The sequence below is a fragment of the Comamonas sp. UBA7528 genome (assembly GCF_002479375.1).
In the GTDB taxonomy this organism is placed as follows: Bacteria; Pseudomonadota; Gammaproteobacteria; order Burkholderiales; family Burkholderiaceae_C; genus Comamonas.
On record NZ_DLMU01000001.1, the window covers coordinates 276,722 to 291,613 of the forward strand.

Annotated in this window: 8 protein-coding genes and 1 riboswitch; of the genes, 5 read left to right on the top strand and 3 right to left on the bottom strand. The window is 67.2% G+C overall.

Annotation, left to right across the window (positions count from 1 at the left end; all coding sequences use genetic code 11):
- Positions 1-70: 70 nt before the first annotated feature.
- Both B3349_RS01265 and B3349_RS01270 read right to left on the bottom strand, forming a co-directional pair.
- Complete coding sequence (locus B3349_RS01265; RefSeq protein WP_291585700.1) at positions 71-2,605, bottom strand: DUF349 domain-containing protein; 2,535 nt, start codon at positions 2,603-2,605, stop codon at positions 71-73.
- A 140-nt stretch (positions 2,606-2,745) separates the two neighbouring features.
- The gene (locus tag B3349_RS01270) at positions 2,746-6,561 is read right to left on the bottom strand and encodes a DUF748 domain-containing protein (RefSeq protein ID WP_291585702.1); all 3,816 of its coding nucleotides are present in this window, start codon (positions 6,559-6,561) and stop codon (positions 2,746-2,748) included.
- Positions 6,562-7,276: 715 nt separating this feature from the next.
- Between B3349_RS01270 and B3349_RS01275 the strand changes: the two genes are divergently transcribed.
- The 4 genes from B3349_RS01275 (at position 7,277) to B3349_RS01290 (ending at position 11,358) form a co-directional block, all read left to right on the top strand.
- Positions 7,277-8,092: a lytic transglycosylase domain-containing protein gene (locus tag B3349_RS01275; RefSeq protein WP_291585704.1), complete on the top strand. Its 816-nt coding sequence runs from the start codon at positions 7,277-7,279 to the stop codon at positions 8,090-8,092.
- A 165-nt stretch (positions 8,093-8,257) separates the two neighbouring features.
- Positions 8,258-8,437, top strand: a riboswitch (ZMP/ZTP riboswitch).
- A gap of 34 nt (positions 8,438-8,471) precedes the next feature.
- Positions 8,472-9,719: a serine hydroxymethyltransferase gene (glyA, locus tag B3349_RS01280; protein ID WP_280014393.1), complete on the top strand. Its 1,248-nt coding sequence runs from the start codon at positions 8,472-8,474 to the stop codon at positions 9,717-9,719.
- Positions 9,720-9,746: 27 nt separating this feature from the next.
- Positions 9,747-10,196 carry a transcriptional regulator NrdR gene (gene nrdR / locus B3349_RS01285; RefSeq protein WP_291585708.1) on the top strand — a complete coding sequence of 150 codons (450 nt, stop codon included), beginning with the start codon at positions 9,747-9,749 and terminating at the stop codon, positions 10,194-10,196.
- Positions 10,197-10,389: 193 nt separating this feature from the next.
- Positions 10,390-11,358: a VTT domain-containing protein gene (locus B3349_RS01290; RefSeq protein ID WP_291585710.1), complete on the top strand. Its 969-nt coding sequence runs from the start codon at positions 10,390-10,392 to the stop codon at positions 11,356-11,358.
- A gap of 69 nt (positions 11,359-11,427) precedes the next feature.
- Here the strand turns inward: B3349_RS01290 and aroC are convergent, their stop codons facing one another.
- Positions 11,428-12,525, bottom strand: a complete 1,098-nt coding sequence (aroC, locus tag B3349_RS01295; protein WP_291585711.1) for a chorismate synthase — start codon at positions 12,523-12,525, stop codon at positions 11,428-11,430.
- 102 nt (positions 12,526-12,627) lie between these two features.
- Here aroC and B3349_RS01300 point away from each other — a divergent pair, with 102 nt between their 5' ends.
- Positions 12,628-14,844: a putative bifunctional diguanylate cyclase/phosphodiesterase gene (locus B3349_RS01300; RefSeq protein ID WP_291585713.1), complete on the top strand. Its 2,217-nt coding sequence runs from the start codon at positions 12,628-12,630 to the stop codon at positions 14,842-14,844.
- Positions 14,845-14,892: the final 48 nt, after the last annotated feature.

Here is a 14,892-nt window from a genome sequence, read left to right on the forward strand (position 1 = left end):
GCCAGCCGTTCGGCTGGCTTTTTGCGGTTGCAGCGCAGGACCCTGCATCCTGGCGCTGCTGGCGCCTGCCTTACTTGCTGCCGCGCAGCAAAGCCTTGAGCGCGCTTTGCAGGCGCTGGGCCGCACTGTCGCTGCGCTCCGCAGCCAGCACCGCCGCCACATCCTGCTCCCAGGTGGTGCGCGGGTCCGTGGCCTTGCGGTTGGTCAGCAGCTGCAGCTGCAGTGCACGGCGTGCGGACAGCTGGTCGGCCGGGGTGGGCACGTCAGCGGCCATTTCCAGGCGCAGCAGCGATTCGGTCGCCTCGCCCTTGGCGGCAGCGCCCACGGCGGCATGCCAGCTGTTGCGGGAGGCATTGCTCAGCTTGCCCAGTTCCTGCGCGGGCGGCACCAGGGCCGCGTCGCGCTTGGACCAGGCGTCCATCAGCTGGGTCAGGGCTTCGCCATGGGCCTGGGCCGTCAGCTTGCGCAGCGCAGACTGGGCGTGTTCCTGGGCTTCACGCTGGGCGCGGAAAGCCGCATCACCCAGGCGCGGGCCACGGGCCGTGCGCTCGAAACGGTCACCCCGGTCACCCCGGTCTTGGCGGGGGCCGGGCTTGCGGCCGGCTGCCGCCGCGGCCGGGGCTTCCTTGCGCATGCCGGGGCGGTCATCGCCACGCACCGCCTTCACCGGGCGGTCGGCCGCCACAGGGGCCGCTGGTGCTGCCGCAGTGGCCGGCTGCCCGGCTTCGGCCGCAGGGGCGGCACGCAGGGCGTCTTCCAGCGCCGTCAGGGCTGCACGGATCTTCTGCGCATCGCCTTCCGCGTTGGCGGCTTCCAGCTGCTGCGATGCTTCAAGCACCGCACGGTCGTGGGCGCTGAGCGATTCCAGATTGACCGCACGGCTGCCGCGCTCACCGCGCTCGGCCGGCTTGCGGCTGAAGGCCTCGTCCAGCGGCTTGCGGAAGGCATCCCACAGCTTCTGTTCCTGGCGGCGGTCCACCGGCACTTCCTGGGCTTCGGCCTGCCAGCGTTGCTGCAGCGCCTTGATGGCAGCGATCTGCAGGGCCGGTGCCGCGCCCAGTGCCTGGGCTTCCTCGATCATGGCCTGGCGGCGCTGCAGGCTGTCCTTCTGCGCCTGCTGCAGCGGGGCTTCGGCTTCGCTGATGGCCTGGCGCCATTGCTGTTGCAGCTCGGCATACAGCTTCTCGCCCACATGGCCACCTTCGCGCCAGCGTTCGGAAAACTGGCGCAGGCTGCGGGCCATGCCCTTCCAGTCCTTGGAGTCCTTGACGGACTGCCCCCAGGCACGCAGTTCTTCGATCAGCGTGGTACGCGAAGCCTTGTGCTGGGCCGATTCGGTGCGCAGCTTGTCCAGCCAGCCTTCGACCAGCTTGTAGGCGGTGTTGCAGGCTTCATCGAACTGCTTCCACAGACCGTGGTTGGGCACCGCGCCCTGGTCCAGCAGCTTCCATTGCTCGCGCAGCTGGCGCAGTGTCTCCTGGACCTTGCGGCCACCCAGAGTCTGGCCTTCGGGGCGCTCCACCAGGCCCTTGGCCTTGGCGATCAGGGCTTCCCGCTCGGCATCCACGGCCTGGGGCTTCCAGCCACGGGCGTCGCCTGCCTGCACCAGCAGCGCATCCATCTGCTGGATCACTTCGGCATCCAGCGCACGACCGTGCTGGCGCAGTGCGGCACGCAGACCGGCGATGGCGGCAGTCTTGTCTTCCTCGGTGCCCACCAGAGGCTGCAGCACCTGGGCGGCCTGCAGCACCACGGCAGCGGCCTTGACCGGTGCATCACCCTTGGCCGGCTTGGCGGCCGGTGCATCGGCGGCCAGCTCGGCCGGCAGACCACGGCCCACGCGGATTTCGTCGGCCCACACAGGCACGGGAGGCAGCGCGGCTTCGGCATTGTCGGCGGCAGCCTGGGTCACGGCCAGGGCCGAGACAAAGGCGTCCCACACCACACGCAGCTGGTCGCGCGAGCTGGTCAGTTGCTGGGCCAGACGGGCGTCCAGGCTGGGCCAAGCGGCATCTTCGGTCAGCGCCTGGGCCTGCTCCTGCCAGCGGGCCACGTCGGCGCTCAGCGCTTCCTGCACGGCGGCGGCGTCCTTCCAGGACTTGGTAGACAGCACTTCGATGCGCTGGGACAGCAGCACAGCCGCTTCCTTTTGCACCTGCACACGGTGCTGCAGGTCTTCGGCGGCCTTGATGCGCTCGGCCAGCTGGGCCTTGAAACCGGCCAGCGGTTCGCGCGACAGCGGCGCGCCGGCCTTGGCGGCGTCACGCTGCCAGGCGGCGGCATCGGCCAGGTTCAGGGCCGGCTGGGCCAGCAGGGCCTGGGCCTTCTCCACCCATTCCACAGCGATGGCGTCCTGGTCCTTGGCGCGGCGCAGCTCGTCCAGGCGCTCGCGCACGACGCGGGCGGCGCCCTTGTCGCGGGCATTCATTTCCTTGAAGACTTCCTGCAGCACATCGTGGGCGGGCGATGTGGCCAGCCAGTCACGCAGGCGGGCTGCACGGTCGCCCGAGGTTTCTGCAGAAAAAGCACCGCCAGTCACTGCATCCAGCGGGTGGGCCTCGGGGGTTTTGGCCGGGGTCGGGTTCACTTCTGGGGCTTCAGACATTTTTCTGCTTCAAAAAAAGTTGGTACATGAGTTATGGATAACGGGCATGCCCGCCATAGGGCGGGCATGGCTCCTCGTGCACAGGCATGCGCGGAGCATGGGGCGTATTTTCCCCTTTATTGCTCCATGCCTGCAGCGAATTACTGAACTGCCAGACTCAGCTGGGCTTTTGCACCGGCTTCCTTGCCATCGGCCTTGGAGTCTCCCAGGAACAGACGGGCCATCTCAATGCCCTGCTGTCCCAGGTAGCTGCGCACTGCCATGGCACGTGCCGCGGCCAGTTCCTGCATGGCCGTGGGTGGCAGCGGCAGTTGCTCGACCAGCAGTTTGCGCATGTCCTCGGGCGGCAGGGATTTGGACAGACCGACCATGTTGCGGGGCTTTTCGATGTCCGCCTTGCGATAGATGGACTTCAGGCGGCTGTCGCGCTCCTTGTCGCTCAGTACGGCATCGTCCTCCTCGCCCTTGCCCTGTCTGGCGATCTGCGCCTCCAGGTTGGCGGCTTTCCAGCCTTGGGCCTCCTGGGCGGAGGAGGCACTGCCCGCCACCGTGAGCTTGAGGCCAGGGCGGTCCTTCAGCGACTTGGCAATCTTATCCAGCTGGCTCTTGGCTTCGGCATCCAGCGTGGCCGTGCCAGCCGGGAACTTCACATCGCCGCCGCCCTTCTCGTCACCCCCGAAGGCACCGGCCAGCAAGGCGAACGGCGCCGTGATGGCCTTGCGGATGATGTTGCCGATGATCTTGAAGATCACCGGAGCCAGGCGGAACTGCGGATCGTTGAGCGAGCCGCTGATGGGCAGGTCCAGGTCGATCACACCCTGGCTGTCGGCCAGCAAGGCCACCGCCAGCTTGACCGGCAGCGAGGCCGGCGCCCCCTGCACGGCATCCCCGAAGGTCAGCTGGTGCAGCACCAGCTTGTTGCTGGCAGTCAGCATGCCGTTGGGCTGCACCTCGTAGCGCACATCCACGCTCAGCTTGCCGCGTTCGATGCCGTGGCCGGCGTATTTGACCGAGTAGGGGCTCAGCGGCGGCAGCTCCAGATCGCGCACCTTGCCGGTGATGTCCAGCGCCAGCGGCTTGACCAGCGGGTTGAGCTTGCCGGAGATGTCCAGACTGGCGGTGGACTGGGCCACGCCCTGTATCGACAGATCGGCCATGGAAGGCGGCTGACCGGCGGCAGGCGCCACCGAGGAGAAGGCACTGAGCGAGCCGGACAGCTCGGTCAGGTCGGCCGTGTAGTTGGGTTTGATGAAGAAGTCGGAGAACTTCACCGTACCGCCCTTGAGCTCCACCGGGCCCACGACGATGCGCGGCGCCATGGGATCGGGTGCGGTCGCCGCAGGCGCCACCTGCACGCTGGCCGTGGTGGTCCCCTCCGTCTTGGATTCCACCTTTTGGGCCTGCGCATCACCACCAGCGGAGGCATCGGCGACTTCGGTGTCCGGGGCACCGGCGAGGTCCTGCAGGTTCAGGCGCCCATTGGGCTGCACCACCACACGGGCAAAGAAGTCGCGCAGCAGGGTTTTCTGCACCTGCACCGACAGCGGCTTGTGCGGCTGCATGTCCAGCGCCAGACCGGTCAGCTGCAGCTGTTTCCAGCGCAGCAGGTCTTCACCGGCTTCCATGGTGGTCTTCTCGGCCGTGCCCGTGCGGTGCACGGTCTGCACATAGACGTCGTGCAGGCCGGCATTGCCCTGCACCTGCACCGACGGGCTGCCGCTGGCGTCGGCATAGCGCACCTTGCCGTCAAAGCTGGCCAGCGCGGACAGCATGCGCATGTTCACCACACCGTCCATATAGCTTTCGAACAGGTGCAGCGGCAGGCGCTGGGCCTGGACGCGGCCTTCGGCGGCCATCTGCGGCGCCAGGCGCAGCTGGCCCGTGAAGTCCAGCCTGCCATCGGTCTTGCTGGGGCGCAGCAGGCCCCGGGTGTTGACGGACAGCAGCTGGGCGCTCAGCTTGATGTCGATGGGGGCCTTGCCCATGCGGCTGTCCAGACCCTTCACGTCCAGGTTCAGGCTGGACAGGCCCAGGCGCACGGGACGCGGCGCCTGGGCGTCTTCCAGCAGCACCACGCCGTCGCGGATGCGGGTCTGATCAGCCAGCACCGTCCACGCCGGCTCGGCGGCACCGGCGCTGCCGCCGGTCTTGGGTTTGGGCGCCACCGCCGCGTCCTTGACCGGGGCCTTGCGCAGCCAGGATTCGTACATCCACTGGCCTTTGCGGTCGCGCGACACCTTGACCTGGGGGGCGTCGAGCTGCAGCAGCTCGGTGTGCATGGTGCGCTGCGCCATGTCGACGCGGGCGTTTTCCACCGCCAGACGCTTCCAGGCTGCCAGCGGCGTCTTGTCCTCGCCGAGGCTCAGGTTCTGCACCGCCAGCTCCGGCACCACGGCGAACAGCCGGCCCTTGTTCCAGGCCAGACCGGCCGTGCCGTCGGCGCGGGCACGCAGCAGGGGCAGCAGGAACTGCGACACATAGGCGCGGCCCACCTCGAACGGCACGCCGTCCAGCACCACGCCCACCTGGCCCACTTCCAGCGTGCCGTGGCCGGACAGGCGCGCATGCGAGGCGCCTTCGAACCCTGCCAGTGCCAGCCGGCCTTCAAACTGGCTGTCGCCCTGCATGGGCCAGGTGACCTGGCGACCGGACAGTGCCAGATCGCGCACCTTGACCTCGGCGGCAGGTTTCAGGGTTTCATCGGTCCAGCTGACCTGGCCCTGCTGCACATCCCATTGCGCGACTTCAATCTTCCAGGGCCTGGGAGCGGCTGCCGCGGCAGGAGCTGCCGCCTGGGCACCGCCCTGGTTGGCCGCGGCCGCAGCCGCCGTCGTGGCGTCCGGTGTGGGGGACGCCGAAGGCGCGACAGGGCCGGCGGGTGCCACCTCGGTGGCCTCCGCCGGGGCCGCCGCTGCGCTGTCGGCCGCCGGCTTGGCGGGTTCCGGGAATTTCAGCAACTGGCCGTTGGCGTCCAGGCGCAGCGCCAGCGAAGGCTTCTGCAGGCTGACACGGCCGAGCTTGACCACGCCGGCCAGCGGCTGCACATCGGCCAGATCGATGTCCAGCGCCTCCCACTGCAGCCAGTCCTTGCCGGCCAGGTCCTGCAGCTTGGCGCCGGTGGCCTGCACCTTGCCGGACAGGCGCACCACGGAGTCGGTGTGCTGCTCAAAGGCCACATCGATGCGGGCCTGCAGCATGGCGTCCTGCAGCTTCAGCGGCAGGCTGGCAGGCCAGTACGGCAGATAGGGCTTGAGGTCCAGGTCCTGCACCGTCAGCGTGGCAGCGGTCTTGCGGTCCTGTGCAAACGGGGTGCTCTGCGCCTCGCTGGCAAAGCGGCTGCCGTTGAGGTCGAACGACAGCTCCGGCTGCACCTTGACCTGGCGCTTGGACGGCAGGCTGCTCACAAACGGCAGTTTCAGCTGCAGGTCCTTGAGCAGGTGGTCGGCGCCGGCCACCTTGTCCTGCAGGGCCAGGCGGCCGTCGCTGATCTCGATGTTGTACAGGGCAAAGCGCGGCAGCTCGGCGCTGCTGTCTTCTTTCTTGTCGGCGCCCAGCTTGTCCAGAATGTCCTGGATATCCAGTTTGCCGGGCTCGAGCTGGGCCAGGCGGATGTGGGGGGAGTCGAGCCGGATGGCGTCCACCACCGGGCCCCAGCGCAGTAGAGAAGACAGCTCTGCATCTATATAGATACGCGCTATGGAAACCTGGGGTTCCGGCTGGCCGTCCGCACCGGCCAGCGCTAGGTCGTGCAGGCTCAATTCCATGGTCCAGGGGGAGAAATCCACCTTGCCGACGGTCAGCGCCCGGCCCAGGGCCTGGCTGCCCTGTTTTTCGATCAGTTGCTTGGCGGCCCAGGGGAAGCTCAGCCAGGTGAGCAACCACAACGCCACGACCGCAGCCGCTCCCCACCCCAATCTGCGCCACAGCGTGGCACTGCGCCAAAATTGCAATTGCATGCTTATGCACCTTCTCCTTGTGCATGGAATCTATCGTGTCCGCCGCGATTGCGCCAGAAACTACGCCCTCTCGACCGTGAAAGAGTGCAAAAACACGAAAGCCCGGATGCCAGCTACGCCGGCGTCCGGGCTTCACGGCAGGCGCAAAGGCCGGTGCCGCTAGAGCATCAGGGAGAGGATCGTCCCCGCATGCCCGGAAGCAATGATTGCTTCCATGGTGCCGTTCTTCCTCTTCACCTGCCGCTGGCACCTAGCTGGTCCATGGCAATCGGGTTCCGAGGTTTCTGGCGATGCCTGCGCGTTGCAGACGACTCCAATGTAATCACCGCCATCGGCGAAATCAATCGTTTCTGACAAACTCTTTCATCTGTTTGATAGCGAACGCTCACTGCAGCCTAATCTCCCGGGCTTCAGGGGGCCAGGCACCGCATTCATCCTAAAAACCTGGATGCACATACAGTTTTTATATACATTAAAATCATAAAAAAGAATTTTGATAGTATTGACCTGGAATTTAGCACCCCACTAGAATCCGCCCACTTTTGCTTTGAGTCATTTTTTTGACGTTTTTTGCTGCTTTTTGATCGCGCTCTTTTTCGCGATCCTCCCGCGCTCCTCCTGCATGGACCGCAGCACCACCCCACTGGGCGCCACCCTGTGAGCCGCCGGACCTCCGAGTCCACGGTCGCATAGGCACCCCCACGAAAGGAATGCTATGCCTGCATCTGCACAGGTAGTTTCCGGCTTGCGCACGTTCGCCAAGGACGTTGCCGACGGATTCATTGAAATCACCCACAACGGTTTTGCCCTGCTGGGTCTGGCCGTGGCCTTTGCCGCCATCCTGCTGATCAGCCGCCCTGACCTGCGCCACTCCGGCGAGGCCCAGCTGCGCGACTGGCTGCAGGCGCGCCAGGTGGCCACGCTGGGCACGCCGGTCGAACCGGATGCCGTGGAACGTGCCACTGCCACCAACCCGACGGAGCTGCCCAAGGAGCAGGCCGCCGTGGCGTACTGGCTGAGCAAGAAGTACCGCGTGGCCGCCGAGCCGCTGGCGGTGCTGGTCTCCGAAGCCTATGAACTGGGCGAACGCAACCAGCTCGATCCCACGCTGATCCTGGCCATCATGGCCATCGAATCCAGCTTCAACCCCTTTGCCCAGAGCTCCGTCGGCGCCCAGGGCCTGATGCAGGTGATGACCCGCGTGCACACCGACAAGTACGAACATTTCGGCGGCCAGCTGGCAGCGTTCGACCCGGTGAGCAATCTGCGCGTGGGCGTGAAGGTGCTCAAGGAATGCATCGCCCGCGCCGGCTCGCTCGAAGGCGGTCTGCGCTACTACGTGGGCGCGGCCAATCTGCCCAGCGACGGCGGCTATGCCTCCAAGGTGCTGGCCGAGCATGCTCGCATCCGCCAGATCGCTGGCCGCCCTGCACCAGCGCCCGCCAAGCCGGCGTTGGTGGCCAAGGAAGCCACGCCCAGCACCGTGGCCGCGGCCGATGTGGTGGCCGACAGCAAGCTGCTGGTTAACTGAGCCCTCTGCGCTTTCCCCTTTTTCCAGCCGGCGCAAGCCGGCTTTTTCATGGGCGGTGCGTGGAAGGCGTGGAGCCGCGCACCGCCGCAGCGGCGGCACAAACCCAGGCCCGGAAACGGGCCCTTGCGGGTCAAGCCGCATGGGCCGCGCTGGCTCCGCTACACTAATGGGGTACGCAACTGGCGATAGGCGCGGTTTATCGAGAACCGCGCTGACGTGGAACCACGGTGTGGCGCTCCTCCCCTATGAGCACCAGACCCGACAACCACCGGGGAGCGTACCGCCCAGGCTGCGCCGACACGGAATCGCCTGACGCGTGTTTAGCCGTTCGCCTGGGCAGCCCTTGGATTCAAGGGAATATCAAGTTCACAGGACTGCCATGTTTCAACGCACCGATACCGTCGAGAAAGTCGACCCCGAACTGTTTGCCGCCATCCAGGCTGAAAACCATCGCCAGCAAGAGCACATCGAGCTGATCGCCAGCGAGAACTACTGCTCGCCCGCCGTGATGGAAGCCCAGGGCTCCCAACTGACCAACAAGTACGCCGAAGGCTACCCCGGCAAGCGCTACTACGGCGGCTGCGAGAACGTGGACGTGGTCGAACAGCTGGCCATCGACCGCATCAAGAAGATCTTTGGCGCTGAAGCCGCCAACGTGCAACCCAATTCCGGCTCCCAGGCCAACCAGGCCGTGCTGATGGCCTTCGCCAAGCCCGGCGACACCATCATGGGCATGAGCCTGGCCGAAGGCGGTCACCTGACCCACGGCATGCCGCTGAACATGTCCGGCAAGTGGTTCAACGTGGTGTCCTACGGCCTGAACGCCGACGAAGCCATCGACTACGACAAGATGGAAGCCCTGGCGCGCGAGCACAAGCCCCGCATCATCATCGCCGGCGCTTCGGCTTACGCCCTGCGCATCGATTTCGAGCGCTTCGCCAAGATCGCCAAGGAAGTCGGCGCCATCTTCTGGGTGGACATGGCCCACTATGCCGGCCTGATCGCCGCCGGTGTGTACCCCAACCCCGTGCCCCACGCCGACGTGGTCACCACCACCACCCACAAGAGCCTGCGCGGCCCCCGTGGCGGCGTGATCCTCATGAAGGCCGAGCACGAAAAGGCCCTGAACAGCGCCATCTTCCCCGGCCTGCAAGGCGGCCCGCTGATGCACGTGATCGCCGGCAAGGCCGTCGCGTTCAAGGAAGCCCTGACCCCCGAGTTCAAGGCCTACCAGGAACAGGTGGTGAAGAACGCCAAGGTGATGGCCGACACGCTGACCGAACGCGGTCTGCGCATCGTCTCCGGTCGCACCGAAAGCCACGTGATGCTGGTGGACCTGCGTGCCAAGGGCATCACCGGCAAGGCTGCCGAAGCCGCGCTGGGTGCCGCCCACATCACCATCAACAAGAACTCCATCCCCAACGACCCGGAGAAGCCTATGGTGACCAGCGGCATCCGCGTGGGTACCCCCGCCATGACCACCCGTGGTTTCAAGGAAGAGGAAACCCGCATCACCGCCAACCTGGTGGCCGATGTGCTGGAGAACCCCACGGACGAAGCCAACCTGGCTGCCGTGCGCGCCAAGGTGGCCGCACTGACCGCCAAGTTCCCCGTCTACAGCAAGTAAGCGGCTGCCCCGCCGACGGACTGCGCCATGAAGTGCCCTTTCTGCAGCCACCCGGACACCCAGGTCGTCGAGACCCGGGTCTCCGAAGATGGCAGCTTCATTCGCCGCCGTCGGCAGTGCGGGGATTGCGCCAAACGCTTTACCACCTACGAACGCCCGGACGTGGCTTTCCCCGCGGTGGTGAAGAAGGATGGCCGACGCATCGACTACGACCGCAGCAAGCTGCAGGGTTCGTTCCGCCTGGCACTGCGCAAGCGCCCGGTGCCGGCCGGCCAGGTGGATGCGGCCATGGAACGCATCGAGGAACAGCTGCTGACCTCGGGCGTGCGCGAACTGCCTTCCAGCCGCATCGGCGAGCTGGTGATGAACGAGCTCAAGAAGCTGGACAAGGTGGCCTATATCCGCTTTGCCAGCGTCTACCGCAGCTTTGAGGACATCGAGGACTTCAAGCACCTGGTGGACGAAGTGCGCAGCTGAATCCGTTGCGCCACCGCTCCCCGACCAGCCGCCCGCCCTGTGCGAGGCGGCTTTTTCATGCCCGGGCCAGGGCCCACCCCGGGATTGTTCCGCCGCTGGAACACAGTCTTCCATGCCGGCAGCTAGGCAAGGTGGTGTACTCCCACGTAGCATGGCGGACTGCAGCCGCCCGCACGGCGGTCTGCTTGCTCCCATGGATATCGACACCTCCACCCTTCGCACCGCCCTCACGCTCTACGCCCCCGGCGTGGTGTTTGCCAATGTGCTGCTGCAGCAGCTGGGCCTGCCGGTTCCGGTGCTGCCCACGCTGCTGCTGGCCGGCAGCCTGGCCACGGGCAGCCCGCGTCTGGCGCTGCTGTGGGCCATGGCCGTGCTCGCCGCCATGCTGGCCGACCGGGTCTGGTACCTGGTGGGCCGGCGCTTCGGCACCCGCGTGCTGGCATGGCTGTGCAAGCTCTCCCTGACGCCGGACAGCTGCATCAGCCAGACGGCCGACCGCTTTGGCCACTGGGGCCCCTGGTCGCTGCTGCTGGCCAAGTTCATCCCTGGTTTTTCGGCCGTGGCCGCCCCCATGGCCGGTGTGCTGCGCATGCCCGTGCCCCGCTTCACCCTGGCTGCGTCCAGTGGTGCCGGGCTGTGGGCCGGCGTGGCACTGGGCCTGGGCTGGCTGCTGCGGCGCCAGGTGGACGCGGCCCTGGCACTGCTGCACACCCATGGCCCGTTGCTGGCCGTGGCGGCAGTGCTGCTGCTGGGCCTGTGGCTGGGCTGGAAGCTGGTGCGCCGCCAGCTGTTTCTGCGCCTGGCCGCCATGCCCTCGGTCACCGCGGCGCAGTGGTGGCAGGCCCAGACCTCGGCCCAGCCGCCGCGCCTGCTGGATCTGCGCGGCCCGGCCCTGATTGCCGAGCTGGGCCCGATCACCCAGGCCCATGCCATCACGCTGGCCCAGTTGCCGCGGCTGGTGCGCCACTGGCCGCGCGAGACGGCCATCGTCACCCTGTGCGCCTGCCCCCACGATGCCACGGCCGCCCGCGCTGCGCAGCGGCTGCGACGCCTGGGTTTTGTCCACGCCCGCCACCTGCAAGGCGGCTTCGAGGCCTGGCAGGCGCTGCAGCCTGGCACCCCGGCAGCTGCGGCCCCGGTGCTGGCCCAGACCGCCCTCTGAAATGCACAACGCCCCACGGCGCAGGCCGGTGGGGCGTTGGGAGCCAGCGCGAAAGCCGCTGCGGCAGCGTCAGGGTGCTGCGGCCGGGATGGGGTTCAGCGGCAGGCTGACATCGCCGCACTGGGCGCGGTGGCGCAGCGCATGGTCCATCACCACCAGTGCCAGCAGCGCTTCGGCAATCGGTGCCGCGCGGATGCCCACGCAGGGGTCGTGGCGGCCCTTGGTGATGACTTCGGTGCTCTGCCCGTGAATGTCGATGGATTCGCGCGGGCTGATGATGGAGCTGGTGGGCTTGATGGCGATCGCGACCTCCAGATCCTGGCCGGTGCTGATGCCGCCCAGCACGCCGCCGGCGTTGTTGGAGCGGAAGCCTTCGGGGCTGAGCGAATCGCCGTGCTCGGTGCCGCGCTGGGCCACGCTGGCAAAACCGGCGCCGATTTCCACGCCCTTGACCGCGTTCAGGCCCATCATCACATAGGCGATCTCAGCGTCCAGCTTGTCGTACAGCGGCTCGCCCAGGCCCACCGGCATGCCGGTGGCCTGCACGCGCAGCTTGGCGCCGCAGCTGTCGCCGGCCTTGCGCAGGGCGTCCATATAGTCTTCCAGCGCCTGCACATCGGCCTGCGGGGCGAAGAAGGGGTTGTGCGGCACATGCTCCCAGCTCTCGAAGGCGATGGGCAACGCGCCCAGCTGGGTCATGCAGGCACGGAATTCAGTACCGAACTGTTCCTTGAGCCATTTCTTGGCCACGGCGCCGGCGGCCACCGTGGGGGCGGTCAGACGGGCCGAGGACCGGCCACCGCCCCGCGGGTCGCGCACGCCGTACTTGTGCCAGTAGGCGTAGTCGGCATGACCGGGACGGAAGCTCTCGGAAATGTTCGAGTAGTCCTTGCTGCGCTGGTCGGTGTTGCGAATCAGCAATGCGATCGGGGTACCGGTCGTCACCCCCTGGTAGACGCCGGAGAGGATCTCCACCGCATCGGGCTCGTTGCGCTGCGTCACATGGCGGCTGGTGCCAGGACGGCGGCGGTCCAGTTCGCTCTGGATGTCCGCCTCGCTCAGCTCCATGCCCGGCGGGCAGCCGTCGATCACGCAGCCGATGGCTGGTCCATGGGATTCACCAAAATTGGTAACGGTAAAAATAGTGCCAAGGGTATTGCCGCTCATGGGCGGCGATTATGCCCTTGCATCCGGCGCCCCCCTGACAAGCATGGGCAGTCCCCGTGAACAGGGTTAGCATGTGCCATCCCGACGCCCTCCTTCACCCGCATGAACCAGCCCTCCGCGCCTGTGCCCGGCCCTGCCCTGCTTCAGTTTCTGGACAGCAGCGACGCCGCCTGGATCGTGACCGACACGCAGTTCCGCACCTGCCAGGTCAATGCCGGCTTCGAGCGCCTGTTCGGCTGGACCGCGCAGGAGGCCATCGGCCAGCGTCCGCTGCAGCTGCTGCAGGCCGATCCGCAGCATGCGCCGCTGCCGGCCCATGTCCAGGAGGCACTGGACCGCCAGGGCCGCTTTTGCGGCGATGTGCAGTTGCTGCACCGCGACGGCCATGCCATCTGGGTGGCGGCGGTCATCAACCGCCTGCCGCAGTCGGGCGAGGCCATGGTGTTCACCGACATCACCTTCTCCAAGCGTTTCGAGGCGCTGCAGAAGCAGGCGCTGGAGGACGTGGCCCATGAGCGTCCGCTGCCGCAGCTGCTGCATAGCCTGTGCCGGGACGTGGAGTGCATCGCACCCTCCCTGGCAGTGGGCGTGCTGCAGGTGGACGAGCAAGGCTGCCTGCACCCCCTGGCCTGCCCCAGCCTGCCGCGCGCGGCGCTGGAGCGCCTGGACGGCATGCACAGCGCCCCCGACATGGGCGCCTGCAGCGCGGCCGCTTTCCTGGCCCAGCCGGTGACCGATGCCGATCTGCGCCAGGGCCCGCCGCAGTTGCAGGGTCTGCAACAAAGCCTGGTCGATGCCGGCCTGCTGGCCTGCTGGGCCTCGCCCATCTTTAACCATGACCGCCAGGTGATCGGCGTGTTCGCCCTGTACTTCCGTGAGCCGCGCAGTCCCAACGCCTTGCACCAGCGCATTGCACAGACCTGCATCCACCTGTGCACCGTGGCCATGGAGCGCGAGCGTTCGCGCGAACGCATCCACCAGCTGGCCTACTACGACCCGCTGACCCAGTTGCCCAACCGCTGCATGTTCCACCGCAGCGCCACCGACGCCCTGTACGCCGCCCAGGGCCGTGCCGGCGCGCTGCTGTTTGTGGACCTGGACCGTTTCAAGCTGGTCAACGACAGCCAGGGCCATGCAGCAGGAGACGCCCTGCTGTGCGAAGTGGCGCAGCGCATCCGCGCTGCGGCCCGCCCCGGCGATGTGCTGGGCCGCCTGTCCAGCGACGAATTCGCGCTGCTGCTGCCCCACTGTAGCGCCGCCGAGGCCGAAGCCGTGGCCAGGCGGCTGCTCGAGCGCATCGCCGAGCCCTTCACCATTGGCGATGCCGTGAATATTCCGCACGCCAGCGTGGGCATCTGTGCCTATCCGGAAGACGGCACCGACATCCACACCCTGCTGCGCCATGCCGACCAGGCCATGTACGTGGCCAAGCAGCAGGGCCGCCAGCGCTGGCAGCGCTTCACCCCGGCCATCAACCAGTTCACCCAGGACCGCGTGGCCATGGAGCACGCGCTGCGCGCCGCCATGCACAACGGCCAGCTGCAACTGCACTACCAGCCCCAGGTGCTCAGCAGCCAGCCCGAGCGCCTGCACGGCGTAGAGGCGCTGGCCCGCTGGAAGCACCCGGAATGGGGTTATGTCTCGCCGCTGCGTTTCATCGCCGTGGCCGAAGACGCCGGCATGATCCAGGAGTTCACCAACTGGGTGATGGAATCCGCCTGCCGCCAGCTGGCTGCATGGCGTGCGGAGCAGGTGGATGTGCCCCAGGTGGCGATCAACCTGTCCACCAAGAACTTCCACGAACCGCAGTTCGCCCAGTCCGTGGCCGATGTACTGCACCACCACGGCCTCACCGCCAAGGACCTGGTGCTGGAGATTACCGAGAGCGTGATGCTGGATGCCAGCCCCGCCACCCTGGCCAATCTGGACGCGCTGCACCGCCTGGGCCTGCAACTGTCGCTGGATGACTTCGGCACCGGCTATTCCAGCCTGAGCTATCTGCACCGCCTGCCGATTTCCGAGCTGAAACTGGACAAGAGCTTTGTGCAGGACTTGAGCAACAGCGTGGCGGCCGAAGCGCTGATCCGCTCCGTGCTCGGCATTGCCCGCAGCCTGCACATGAAGGTGGTGGGTGAAGGGGTGGAAACCGCCGAGCAGCGCCAGTGGCTGCAGCAGCAGGGCTGCCCGGTGCTGCAGGGTTATCTGTTCTGTCGCCCGCTAGCGCCGGAGGCCCTCGTCACCTGGCTGCGGGGAGGGCAAGCCCAGCCCCCTTTGGCGGCGCCCGCGGCCCCCGCCACCGCCTACGACCCGGGCATCTGAGCGCCGCACCGTCCGCCGGTGCTCGCTGCAGATGCAAAAAAGCCTCCG

What these genes read in the sequence shown, in the direction of transcription:
- B3349_RS01265 (WP_291585700.1), bottom strand. Translation starts at nt 2,605, where the DNA reads ATGTCTGAAGCCCCAGAAGTGAACCCGACCCCGGCCAAAACCCCCGAG.
- B3349_RS01270 (WP_291585702.1), bottom strand. Translation starts at nt 6,561, where the DNA reads ATGCAATTGCAATTTTGGCGCAGTGCCACGCTGTGGCGCAGATTGGGG.
- B3349_RS01275 (WP_291585704.1), top strand. Translation starts at nt 7,277, where the DNA reads ATGCCTGCATCTGCACAGGTAGTTTCCGGCTTGCGCACGTTCGCCAAG.
- glyA (WP_280014393.1), top strand. Translation starts at nt 8,472, where the DNA reads ATGTTTCAACGCACCGATACCGTCGAGAAAGTCGACCCCGAACTGTTT.
- nrdR (WP_291585708.1), top strand. Translation starts at nt 9,747, where the DNA reads ATGAAGTGCCCTTTCTGCAGCCACCCGGACACCCAGGTCGTCGAGACC.
- B3349_RS01290 (WP_291585710.1), top strand. Translation starts at nt 10,390, where the DNA reads ATGGATATCGACACCTCCACCCTTCGCACCGCCCTCACGCTCTACGCC.
- aroC (WP_291585711.1), bottom strand. Translation starts at nt 12,525, where the DNA reads ATGAGCGGCAATACCCTTGGCACTATTTTTACCGTTACCAATTTTGGT.
- B3349_RS01300 (WP_291585713.1), top strand. Translation starts at nt 12,628, where the DNA reads ATGAACCAGCCCTCCGCGCCTGTGCCCGGCCCTGCCCTGCTTCAGTTT.